The following is an 11,786-nucleotide window of genomic DNA, read 5'->3' as shown; positions in this document are numbered from 1 at the left end:
CAATGCCCAATTAAAAATGTTCTGAAGACGTATCTGTTGTACCGCCTTCTCCATCTCGCTTAGAGCCTAATAAATCTAGTTGATCTACTCTAATAATTGGTGTAGAACGGTTTGCTCCTGTTTGGCGATCGCTCCATGTGTCAAACTTTAAGGAACCTTTGATACCAATTAGGCTGCCCTTACGGACATAATTACCTGCTACCTCAGCCGTCTTATCCCATAATTCCAGCGTAAACCAGTCAGGCTCATCGCTGTTGCGCGATCGCCTTTTTACAGCTAGTGTCAATCTACACTTAACACTACCAGATTCAAAATATTTTATATCAGGGTCGCTGCCTACACGACCAACAAGGGTGACAATATTGATACTCATCTGCTTTACCTTTAAGTACAAGCGTACTGATTAATTCTGACTTTCATCATAGCGAATTGTGAAACACTTGAAAATAATGTGTTAAACAGTTAACAATATAATTGAATTGAAAAATTATACATACTACTTGGAGAAACACATAAAAGTATATGGATATACTTAGTTAACCAGAGGATATCAAAAAATACAGGATTGAGACATAGTGAATATTCCTGGGAATCATCTAAAAATATAGTCTAGTTTACTCAACTCAGGATACAAACTTCATCAAAGCTGGCACGATTAACTCTTACCGTTGTAGTCAAAAAGTATCGCACATAGGGGGATTATACACGCGTGGGTCTTTTTAGGAACTTTCGCACATCATGGGATATGGGTATCGACCTCGGTACCGCTAACACTCTGGTTTATGTATCTGGTAAAGGTATTGTACTACAAGAACCTTCTGTAGTTGCGATCGATGTCAACGAAAAGGTAGCACTAGCAGTCGGAGAAGAAGCCAAAAAAATGCTCGGTCGCACACCGGGAAATGTGATTGCCCTGCGCCCCTTGCGGGATGGTGTAATTGCTGATTTCGATATAGCCGAGCTGATGCTGAAAAGCTTTATTCAGCGTGTAAACGAAGGCAGATCCCTAATTCTACCCCGGATTGTCATTGGTATTCCCAGTGGTGTCACAGGAGTAGAAAGGCGAGCTGTGATGGATGCAGCCCATCAAGCAGGAGCAAGAAAAGTTTATTTAATCGATGAACCAATAGCTGCGGCAATTGGTGCCGGACTACCGGTTGCCGAACCGACTGGCAACATGATCATCGATATTGGTGGTGGCACAACAGAAGTTGCGGTGCTAAGTCTTCAGGGTACAGTAATCAGCGAATCAGTACGCATTGCTGGAGATGAATTGACTGAAGCGATCATTCAGTATATCAAGAAAGTTCATAACTTAGTGATTGGTGAACGCACTGCCGAAGACATCAAGATTCGGCTTGGTTCTGCCTATCCGACTCATGATGATAATGAAGCGATGATGGAAGTCCGAGGCTTACACCTGCTTTCGGGTCTACCGCGAACTGTCACAATCAAAGCCCCAGAAATCCGTGAAAGCATGTTGGAACCACTATCAGTAATTATAGAAGCTGTGAAGCGGACGCTGGAACGCACACCTCCAGAACTGGCAGCAGACATTATTGACAGAGGTATTATGTTAGCTGGTGGCGGTGCTTTGCTCAAAGGCATAGATACCTTAATTAGCCATGAAACAGGGATTATTACCCACATTGCTGCCGATCCTTTGTGCTGTGTGGTGTTGGGAACAGGCCGTGTGTTAGAAAACTTTAAACAGTTGGAACGAGTTGTCACCGAAAGCTCTCGCAATATGTAGCAAAAAAAATATCATATTTGAGTTCTATTTGAGTTCTAGTTGGGTTCTATATAAATAGAATCCAACTAGAACTTAATTTGTATAAGTGTGCGAAGGTATATATGGTTACAATACGGCGTTGGTGGGATCGTAAAGGGTTACAAATCGGGTTGTTAGCTTTAGTAGTTGGTAGTGCTTGGATATTGCGACAGACTCAAGGTGAGCTGGTGCTTGAGACATACCAGGCAATTACCCGTCCGTTAGAGATGTTGCAGTCAGGGCCAACCCCAGAAGAACGTCTCAGGGATGCCCAGATATTGGAATTGCAAACCAGGATAGTAGATTTGGAAAGTCAAAAGGCAAAGCTACAAGATTTATTGGGCTATGTGGAAAAAGAGCCACTGGCATCACGGCCAATTCCAGCACGGGTGATAGGACGTAGTGCTGATCAGTGGTGGCAACAAGTTACGCTGAATCGCGGTACGAATGTGGGGATTGGTGAAGGCTTCGTAGTCAAGGCAGATGGCGGATTGGTGGGTCTGGTGGAGAGTGTAACTCCCAATACTAGCCGCGTCTTGTTAATTAGTGACCTCAATAGTCAAGTGGGTGTATCAGTTAGCCGCACGGCAGCTAAAGGCGTTTTGCGAGGAGATTCTTCTGCTGAAGCTGTGCTGGAGTTTTATGAAAAAGTCCCAAATGTCAAGGTGGGAGATTTAGTTTCCACATCTACTTATAGTCAGAAATTTCCATCTGGCTTGGCAGTAGGACGAATCAAATCGCTGGATTTAAAGAAACTTCCCGCATCAGTGGCGAAAATCGAGCTTTTTCCGCCAATCCGCTCTCTCGATTGGGTAGCTGTTTATCCAAAGCCAGAAAATCAAGAATCGGAAAATCAAGTGCCGCAAAAGTCTAAGTAAATTCTTCCTTGAAAATCTATAGAAATATGAAGATTCCTGCATTTGGTGACAGCAGGCAGAAAAAGCCAAAATCCTCAGAGCTAAAATCGAAATTTCAAATCCTGCCGCTTTCTCGTTGGCATCCCGGTATACGTCAGCTGTTGAGTTGGATAGTAACGGTTGGATCTGTACTGTTATGTTTACTATTATTGCTAACCCGCTTGCCAGGTATGGAATTATTGGGAATTGGTCCTAACTGGCTGTTAATTTGGGTGGTAGCTTGGAGTGTGAAGCGCCCAGTGTTTTCTGGAGCATTCGCAGGTATAGTTCTGGGGTTACTTCAAGATTCAATGACATCACCTAACCCTACTCATACCCTCAGTTTAGCTATAGTGGGAATTTTAACTGGTCTGCTCAAAAAACAGCGTTTTATCGAAGAAGATTTTATTTCGATTGCTGTGATTGTCTTTGGTATGGCAGTTTTGGCAGAAACTATCTTTGGGTTGCAATTAACTTTGAGCGGCGATGAGCGCAAAATAACAGATATTTGGACATATTACCAGCGTGTCGCCCTAGCCTCTGCCATTCTTAGTAGTCTGTGGGCACCTGTAGTCTATTATCCCCTAAATCGTTGGTGGCAGAGGATGAAAGTGTTAGAGGAATTAGTAAAGGGAATTAGGAGTTAAGAAGGGGATAGATTACAGGTGACAGGAAAGAAAATTATCCTCTGTAGCTTGTAAGAGGTTGTTTGAAAAGTGTTTTGCTGTGACTTTAGGCACTTTTAGATCCCCCCTAACCCACGCCACTTGCTCAACTTGGGGAGACCCCTGTTCCCACAGTGGCTCCCCTTAAAAAGGGGGGAACCGGAATCAAAGTCTCCCTTTTTAAGGGAGATTTAGAGGGATCTAAAACTTTTGATACCGAGAAGAGGACTTTTCAAACATCCTCTAAGCTAAATCTTTATGGAATTTGGGCAACCTCTGGCAATATGGATTCAAGCGACAGTGAATAAAACAACACCGTATCATGGTAATTAGTAGTATTCATGTCTGATACTTTCTTTTTTGCCTTAAAAAAATATCAGGAAAGTCATCTCCTGATTTCCTGACGGCAGAATGTGGAAGTTTTAACTGATTAACCTAGTTGGAGAACGCTGATGTCAAAGGAAAGAAAAAGTAATAAAGAAGCTAAAAAACCTAAAAAAGATCCCAAAGACAAAAAGGATAAAAAAGACCCAAACAATAAGACGATTTAAGTAAATAGCTCTAGGGAAGACCAAGAGTTGCATTTCCCTAAATTGACAATACTTCGTCTAGTAGGATTAAGTAGGAGAAGTTATTGTCAAAAATTTATTCACCCTTGGTCAAGCCTCAAAAGTTGTTTCAACAGTGTTGAGTCACCGAAGTTCAGATAGTCCACCAAACTTTGGTGACTCAGCACTGTGTGGGGAAATTAGTCGCTTTAGATGCGCTAACTCTAGCTCAACATTTTCTGAGTCTGAATATGGAGTTTATCTAAAGCCAGATCACGACCAGGTTTGAAGTCTACATCTGATACTTTAGGTTGGCAGTGTGTGCCATGTCTACGCCAACGCTATCGGTGACGCAATTTCTCAAGCAGGAATAAACTTCAGCGAAACACCGTTCATGCAGTAGCGCTTACCAGTGGGTGCAGGGCCATCATCAAAAACATGACCCAGATGACTACCACAGCGACTACAATGCACTTCAGTTCTGGTCATAAACAACGACTTATCTACAGTTAAAGCGATCGCACCTTCAATTGGATTAAAAAAGCTAGGCCAGCCAGTACCACTGTTAAATTTGGTATCAGCCGTAAACAGTGGCTGTTCACACGCAGCACAAAAATAAGTACCATTGTCGTATTCCTTATCCAATGGGCTGGTGTGAGGGCGTTCAGTCCCATGTTTACGCAATACACTAAACTGTTCTGGCGTTAAAATCGTGCGCCACTCTGACTCTGGTTTGTTAATTTCAAATCCACTCTGAGAAGTTGTCATCGCCTCTGACTCCCAATTGATATACTTTGATAAGAATGCTGTGCCGACTATTGCTGCACTAGCCTGTAAAAAATAGCGTTTGTCCATATATCTATTATTTTCTATTTTCCCCTTAACTGGCCAATCAACTCCAGTACGGGATTCACTACATTCATCACTATAATCAGCGATATCTGACGACAAGCCGCTTTGCGTCTACGCCCTGAATTAGCCCTGATAATCTCATTAAAATTAGCTAATAAATAACAAAAATATTGCACAAGAATCAAATCAACTTGACCTGATTTTGCACAGTACACCTGGATCTTGTGCATAGATTGCAGAGGATAACGCATTCTCCCCGGATTTATCCGGGGGCTTTTAGCAGAGAAAGAGAAATAGCGGTTTGCTTGCTGTGCAGGTTGCGAAACACTATCCCCGAACCATGCCCAATACCCAATTTTTGCGATCGCTACCCTATTGAACACAGCTTAATATACATTGGTTTGATAGGAATACCGTAGTTTTCTGAAAACTTCTTACTTAATTAAGTAAAATATGTGCTACTTTCAGAACTATAAACAAAACACGGTATTTCTATCGACTTATCGTAGTTTAAAAGGACAGGACTCATGCAGCTACTATGGTTCATCCCAACCCACGGCGACGGACGTTACCTTGCAACTGCTACAGGCGGACGGGCAGTAAGCTTTCCTTATCTGCGGCAGATTGCTCAAGCGGTCGATGACCTTGGTTATACAGGGGCATTGCTGCCCACGGGTCGCTCTTGCGAAGATGCTTGGATTGTCGCGTCAACGCTGGTATCACTGACGCGACAGATGCGTTTTTTGGTGGCGATTCGTCCCGGCTTGGTATCACCTGGGGTAGCAGCGCGGATGGCGGCGACCTTTGATCGCCTCTCTGGGGGACGCTTGCTGATTAATGTGGTGACAGGGGGCGATCCTGTGGAGTTAGCGGGAGATGGCTTGCATTTGGATCACGATCAGCGCTATGAATTAACAGATGAATTTTTGACAGTATGGCGAGCGATCACTAGTGGTGAACAAGCTAATTTCCAGGGCGACTATTTCAACATTCAGGATGGTAAACTGCTCTTTCCACCCGTTCAGAAGCCATATCCGCCCTTGTGGTTTGGCGGTTCTTCTCCGGTTGCTCAAAAAATTGCTGCTAAACATGTAGATGTTTATCTAACTTGGGGCGAACCACCGGCGCAAGTAGCCGAGAAGATTGCATCAGTTCGCAGACTTGCAGAAGTAGAAGGGCGAACTTTGCGGTTTGGGATTCGCCTACATGTGATTGTGCGCGAAACCGAGAGTGAAGCTTGGGATGCAGCGAATGACTTAATTCGGTATGTAGATGACGAGGCGATAGCTTATGCCCAAAAAGCTTATGCCCGGATGGATTCAGAAGGACAACGGCGGATGACGCAATTACACCACGGTAATCGTGAGGCATTAGAGATAAGCCCGAACCTGTGGGCGGGAGTCGGTTTAGTGCGGGGTGGTGCGGGAACAGCCTTAGTAGGCGATGCCCAAACCGTTGCCGCCAGAATGTTGGAATACGCTGCTTTGGGTGTTGAGTCCTTTATCCTCTCTGGCTATCCCCACCTAGAGGAAGCCTATCGAGTTGCGGAACTTCTATTTCCCCATTTACCCTTAGAGAATCTGCCGACAGTGGAAAAGCAACATGTCTTAAGTCCATTTGGTGAGATTGTGGCAAATGAAGATTTCCCTAAGCAACAGCCTCAACAAAGAGCAACGTCCATATCCTAGTAATTAAGGTCAACACAGCATCAGCAATGAAGACCAAAACCACAAAACATACTGAACCCATTTTAGAAATTGGGAGTTTAATTGAATGACTCATATTCTAGCGATCGCTGGTAGTCCAACCCATCCATCTAGAACCTATGGTGTTGTCGAATACACTGCCAAGCTTTTACAACAAGAAGGCTTGCATGTAGACATTATTTCAGTTCGGGATTTGCCTGCTGAAGATTTAATTTTTGGACGATATGACAGCCCTGCTTTAGAACAGCCAAAAGCTTTATTAGCAAAGGCAGATGGTGTGATTATTGCCACCCCAATCTACAAAGCTGCTTATACAGGAGTACTCAAAACATTTCTAGATTTGCTGCCACAAAAATCATTGACAGGTAAACCCGTGTTACCAATTGCTCTAGGTGGGACGATCGCTCATTTATTGGCAATTGAATATGCCCTGAAACCTGTATTATCGGAATTAGGAGCGCGGCATATCCTAGCTACTATTTATGCAGTAGACAAACAAATTCAACGGCAAGCTGATAACAGCGTCTTGTTAGATGAGGAAATTGATCAAAGACTCAAAGACGTTCTCAAGGAATTTGTTAAAGCTGTAGAATATGATGCCGCAGCGCCTCAAGAATTGGTTCATGCCAATTAAATAATCAAGTTTATACCTCCGTTTGTTGTAGCAGATGATTAATTTTTACCCATCTGCTACTTTTCTTTAAAAGTTAATCAGAGCAACTTAATAATTCACGCATTGTTCGCGTGGTCACTGACTTGTGCCGAGCGCAGTCGAGGTAGCCTTGCCGTTTGCGCAGCGTCTCGTAGAGAAGTGCCGCATCTCGTAGAGAAGAGAGTTTCAGACTCTTATATTCAACCCTGACTAAAATATTATGGGCAGTTTAAGCCAGAGTATTTGGTATTTAACGATAATCTCCAAGGGTTTTCTCAAGATGTGAACTACATCTGTAACCTACAAACTGGCGGTAAACTTTTTCCAGAAAAGGCTTACAAATAAATTCAGATTCTCTGTAAACAGTTGAAACACGCCAAAAAGCTATTAGAAATTGAATGAATTATTTTTTACAGCAATTTTCGGGTATTTAGACTACGACTGAGAAGGGGAATAGGGCGTGGGGAGTGAAAAGATAAAAAGATGATTACTAGTGATGCCGAAGCGATCGCGATCGCTAAGGAACGTGGATTAAATAAAATGCAAAACTTCATTCTGTCTCTAGCTTCCCTCTCCTTTATAAGGAGAGGGATTGAGGGTGAGGTAAGCCAGGGACATAAATGTATGTTATTTAATTCTTATTCCTAAGGAACTAGCAGTTCAATCCCCTACAATCGCGCTGTTTTGTGATTACTGACGGTAATAATCCGCTTTTTTGGTCAGGTTAGCCAGTAAATTAGATGTAGGGCGTAATAAAAATAAACTGAATCAAAGCGATGTCTAACGACAAGCCGCAAGGCGTGTGCGCTTCTTATTTTGCATCTATTGTCGGCGAAGAAAATGCTGTTTGCCTTTGGGAAAATATCGAACTAGGCCAGCAAAAACGTATCCAACAGGCTATAGCTTCTGGAAATTCTCCCAGTTGTATTGTCTATCCCGACACTCAAAAACAGCTAGCTGCTGTCATCGCCACAGCTTACACAAACAACTGGCGCGTCCTCCCCTGTGGTAGGGGTAGTAAACTCAGCTGGGGCGGTTTAGTCAAGGGCGTTGATGTCGTAGTTAGTACAGAACGGATCAACCAACTGATTGAACACGCTGTTGGGGATTTCACTATCACGGTAGAAGCTGGGATGAAATTCTCTGATCTCCAAGCACTTTTAGCAAAGTCGCGGCAATTTCTTGCCGTTGACCCCACAGCACCAGAGTCCGCAACTATTGGCGGTATTGTCGCCACAGGTGATACAGGTTCTTTGCGGCAACGTTATGGTAGTGTGCGCGACCAGTTACTAGGTATTACCTTTGTGCGTGCTGATGGACAAGTCGCCAAAGCTGGGGGAAGAGTAGTTAAAAATGTTGCCGGATATGACTTGATGAAGTTGTTTACTGGATCTTATGGCACATTAGGAGTTATTAGTCAACTAACTTTTCGTCTGTATCCGCTACCAGAAGCATCGGAAACAGTGGTACTAACGGGCAGTCCTGAGGCTATATCCCAAGCGGCTAATATCCTTCGAGGTTCGGCGTTAACACCAGTCCAAGCTGATTTACTATCAACTAAACTGGTGTCTAGCTTAGGTTTGGGTCAAGGACTGGGATTAATTGCTCGCTTCCAAAGTATTAGCGAGAGTGTTAAGGAACAGTCAAACCGAGTTTTGGAAGTAGGGCAAAAGTTGGGTTTAGATGGGGCAATTTTTGCAGATGGCGATGAAGCTAATCTATGGCAGAGATTGCAAAAACGAATACATACTACTGCCACAGAATCGGTAATTACCTGCAAAATAGGAGTGTTACCTTCTGCTGCCGTGGAGATTTTGACTCAGGTAGAGTTGGGTTTGATTCATATAAGTAGTGGTTTAGGTTTGTTACAATTAGAGGATAAAAATCAGGTTTTGAAAGTGCGCGATGAGCTACGCTCCGTCGGAGGCGATGCCTACGGCGGGCTGCGCCTACGCACTCAAGCTCATAGAGGTTTTTTAACAATTCTGGAAGCACCAATGGCGGTTAAAGAAGAAATAGATGTTTGGGGCTACACGGGGAATGGTTTGCCGTTGATGCGCGGTATTAAGGAACAGTTTGATAGTAAGAATATTTTAAGTCCTGGTCGGTTTGTGGGTGGAATTTAGTTTTAACGAACTGCCTTCGCGTAGCGTCTCGTTAGAGAAGGACGCAAACGAAAGGCAGTGCGTTGCGGTGTTAGCGTAGCGGTAGCGAGTCCGCGAGCGTCGGCAGTCCGGTCTTCTCCCAAGGGGAGACGCTAAAAGCGATGGGGGTTTCCCCCATGAGGAACTGCGGTTAGCGTAGCGTTAGCGAGTATTCTCCCAAGGGGAGACGCTTTAGCGCAACGAGCGTCACCTGAAGGGGGGTTCCAAGAGTTGTAGCGACTGCTGTCGCAAAGGAAGAGGGGAGAAGAATTAATTATGCAAGTTTCAGAAAATTCTGTTAATAATACGGCTAGTTTGAAGAATTTGAAGGGGTTTGATCAGAATCATCCACCTGATCCGAAGTTGATTGATAGTTGTGTACATTGTGGGTTTTGTCTCTCGACTTGTCCGAGTTATCGGGTACTTGGAAAGGAGATGGATTCTCCTAGAGGACGTATCTATTTAATGGATGCGATTAATGAGGGTGAGATTGCCCTAAATACCGCAACGGTAGAACATTTTGATTCTTGTTTGGGGTGTCTTGCTTGTGTAAGTATTTGTCCTTCTGGTGTGCAGTATGACAAATTGATTTCTGCAACTCGTCACCAAGTTGAACGAAATTATCCCCGCAGTTTACCAGACCAATTTTTTCGTCAATTGATATTTTCTGTGTTTCCTTATCCTAAACTTTTACGGATTTTATTAGTTCCGTTATTGGTTTATCAAAAGTTGGGGTTTGCCAAATTATTTCGTGCTACGGGTTTACTCAAGAAAGTATCGCCCCGTTTGGCAGCAATGGAATCTATTCTGCCAGAAATTACTCTCAAATCTTTTCAAGATAATTTCCCTACTCTTATTCCCGCCCAAGGTGAGAAGCGCTACCGAGTTGGGGTAATTTTGGGTTGTGTGCAACGGCTGTTTTTCTCCTCAGTGAATGAAGCAACAGTGCGGGTTTTAACAGCGAATGGTTGTGAAGTTGTGATTCCGAAATCTCAAGGTTGTTGTGCAGCGCTTCCCGAACACCAAGGACAAGCAGAACAGGCGAAAGCTTTAGCAAGGCAGATGATTGATAGTTTTGCTAATACTGATGTAGATTTTGTGATTATCAATGCTGCTGGTTGCGGTCATACTTTGAAGGAATACGGTCACATTTTAGAAGATGATCTAGAATATCGGGAAAAGGCGAAGGATTTTGCAGCTAAGGTTAAAGATGCTCAAGAGTTTTTGACGACTGTTGGATTAACAGCAAAACTTTCGCCCCTAACTGATAAACCCTTGAATTTAGTTTATCAAGATGCTTGTCATCTATTGCATGGACAAAAGATTAGCATGCAACCGCGTCAGTTGTTGCGACAAATTCCCGGCGTGAAGTTGAGAGAACCAATAGATGCAGCTTTATGTTGTGGCAGCGCTGGGGTTTATAATATGCTGCAACCAGAAGTTTCTGAAGAATTGGGTCGGCAAAAAGTGGAGAATTTGTTGAATACTGGTGCTGAGTTAATTGCTTCTGCTAATCCAGGGTGTACTTTGCAAATTACGAAGCATTTACAGTTGCAAGGTAAGAAGATTTCAGTTATTCACCCGATGGAGTTGTTAGATTATTCAATTCGGGGTGAAAAGTTGGAATTGTAATAAATTAGGCTGCGTTAGACTTTTTTCTAACGTACCCTTGGCAATTATGTAGTAAAGTTATTGCCCTTTGTGATCGCGTGGAACGATTCCACCAAAGCTGTCTTGCTGCTGTTTCGCCTTCATAGCAGGCTGGCTCATGTTCACCTAGTCTGACATAAGCTGATCTTCCTCCACAACTACTGCCGTTGAAGGCTATATCGTAGGGACAAGGGCAGTTTGGGTTACTTTTAGTACTGCGTTGTGTGGCAATTTTTGGCAGGCGAATTTAACGGGGTTCTACAAGAGTGTTATTAACTCCAGTATTTTGAAGGGAATCTTGAACGGAGATTAAAGGGACTACAGCAGCTGAAGTATTAGGCTTTATTATTGGTAAAACAGTTCCAACAAAATGTTGCGCCTTTAATTTGCACTAATTATTTTTTAAATATGATTGTGGGGTGGGCAGCGTTCGACTGAGCGCTCACGCCGAAGTCTTGCCCCCCTGACAATGCAAGTTGTATAAGTAACATAACTGCGATCGCATCCCAACTTACCACAGGCTGGATATCCAATGCACGGGTTGTACTAACCTGTCGGGTGAACGTTTGGGATGCTGGTAAAAACGCTTTAGAAGCACATCCAAATTTAGTCAGCGCAATTAAAACTTGGATTAGCGAGATTGAATAAAATAAATATACACATATTTTTAGAAAGACTGCCAATTACTACTGAATTTTGTTGTTTTAGTAAGCTGTCGCGCGTATAACTTGCACTTTTTATAGTCAGAAACTCTTGTCGCAAGGAGAACACTCTACAAAATTAAAGACAGGACAGCTTAGTACGTTACAACAATAACAAAAGCCTCCTCAAATGATGATGAGGAGGCTTGAGTAGAATTATGAATCCTGGCATCGAGCTATTTTTGCGTAGGGCTACCCCTA

At 43.3% G+C, this 11,786-nt stretch carries 12 protein-coding genes and 1 pseudogene; 9 read left to right on the top strand and 4 right to left on the bottom strand.

The features are described from left to right. Nucleotides 1-10: 10 nt before the first annotated feature. Nucleotides 11-373 (bottom strand): single-stranded DNA-binding protein, encoded by a 363-nt coding sequence (locus ACYTXL_RS22735; protein WP_461926702.1) that lies wholly within the window; start codon nt 371-373, stop codon nt 11-13. A gap of 372 nt (nt 374-745) precedes the next feature. On the opposite strand from ACYTXL_RS22735, the gene ACYTXL_RS22730 reads away from it, so the two are divergent. From ACYTXL_RS22730 to mreD, 3 genes are all read left to right on the top strand, one after another. After that, nucleotides 746-1,753, top strand: a complete 1,008-nt coding sequence (locus ACYTXL_RS22730) for a rod shape-determining protein (protein WP_292793711.1) — start codon at nt 746-748, stop codon at nt 1,751-1,753. Nucleotides 1,754-1,854: 101 nt separating this feature from the next. Continuing rightward, on the top strand, nt 1,855-2,649 hold the full coding sequence (gene mreC, locus ACYTXL_RS22725; RefSeq protein WP_461926701.1) for a rod shape-determining protein MreC: 795 nt from the start codon (nt 1,855-1,857) through the stop codon (nt 2,647-2,649). Nucleotides 2,650-2,675: 26 nt separating this feature from the next. Further along, complete coding sequence (gene mreD / locus ACYTXL_RS22720) at nt 2,676-3,314, top strand: rod shape-determining protein MreD (protein WP_461926700.1); 639 nt, start codon at nt 2,676-2,678, stop codon at nt 3,312-3,314. A 926-nt stretch (nt 3,315-4,240) separates the two neighbouring features. On the opposite strand, the gene msrB is transcribed toward mreD, so the two are convergent. Together msrB and ACYTXL_RS22710 are read right to left on the bottom strand one after the other, a co-directional pair. Then, the gene (gene msrB / locus ACYTXL_RS22715) at nt 4,241-4,735 is read right to left on the bottom strand and encodes a peptide-methionine (R)-S-oxide reductase MsrB (RefSeq protein ID WP_461926699.1); all 495 of its coding nucleotides are present in this window, start codon (nt 4,733-4,735) and stop codon (nt 4,241-4,243) included. A gap of 14 nt (nt 4,736-4,749) precedes the next feature. Beyond that, the gene (locus ACYTXL_RS22710) at nt 4,750-5,115 is read right to left on the bottom strand and encodes a hypothetical protein (RefSeq protein WP_461926698.1); all 366 of its coding nucleotides are present in this window, start codon (nt 5,113-5,115) and stop codon (nt 4,750-4,752) included. A gap of 144 nt (nt 5,116-5,259) precedes the next feature. On the opposite strand from ACYTXL_RS22710, the gene ssuD reads away from it, so the two are divergent. The 6 genes and pseudogenes from ssuD (at nt 5,260) to ACYTXL_RS22680 (ending at nt 10,866) form a co-directional block, all read left to right on the top strand. Continuing rightward, nucleotides 5,260-6,420, top strand: coding sequence for an FMNH2-dependent alkanesulfonate monooxygenase (ssuD, locus tag ACYTXL_RS22705; RefSeq protein WP_461926697.1), 1,161 nt, complete (start codon nt 5,260-5,262; stop codon nt 6,418-6,420). Between the two features lie 85 nt (nt 6,421-6,505). Beyond that, on the top strand, nt 6,506-7,072 hold the full coding sequence (ssuE, locus tag ACYTXL_RS22700; RefSeq protein WP_461926696.1) for an NADPH-dependent FMN reductase: 567 nt from the start codon (nt 6,506-6,508) through the stop codon (nt 7,070-7,072). Between the two features lie 234 nt (nt 7,073-7,306). After that, a pseudogene (locus ACYTXL_RS22695) lies at nt 7,307-7,435 on the top strand (DUF7219 family protein); the annotation flags it as partial. A gap of 138 nt (nt 7,436-7,573) precedes the next feature. Then, entirely contained in the window at nt 7,574-7,738 is a 165-nt protein-coding gene (locus ACYTXL_RS22690; RefSeq protein ID WP_461926695.1) for a hypothetical protein, read from the top strand. Nucleotides 7,739-7,866: 128 nt separating this feature from the next. Then, entirely contained in the window at nt 7,867-9,216 is a 1,350-nt protein-coding gene (locus tag ACYTXL_RS22685) for an FAD-binding oxidoreductase (RefSeq protein ID WP_461926694.1), read from the top strand. Nucleotides 9,217-9,510: 294 nt separating this feature from the next. Then, nucleotides 9,511-10,866, top strand: a complete 1,356-nt coding sequence (locus ACYTXL_RS22680) for a (Fe-S)-binding protein (protein WP_461926693.1) — start codon at nt 9,511-9,513, stop codon at nt 10,864-10,866. Nucleotides 10,867-11,279: 413 nt separating this feature from the next. Here ACYTXL_RS22680 and ACYTXL_RS22675 read toward each other — a convergent pair whose 3' ends face one another. Then, nucleotides 11,280-11,567: a hypothetical protein gene (locus tag ACYTXL_RS22675; RefSeq protein WP_461926692.1), complete on the bottom strand. Its 288-nt coding sequence runs from the start codon at nt 11,565-11,567 to the stop codon at nt 11,280-11,282. Between the last annotated feature and the right edge of the window lie 219 nt (nt 11,568-11,786).

This window comes from Nostoc sp. (assembly GCF_054880495.1).
The sequence above is the reverse complement of the archived record's forward strand: the minus strand, read 5'-3'. Positions and strand labels throughout refer to the sequence as shown.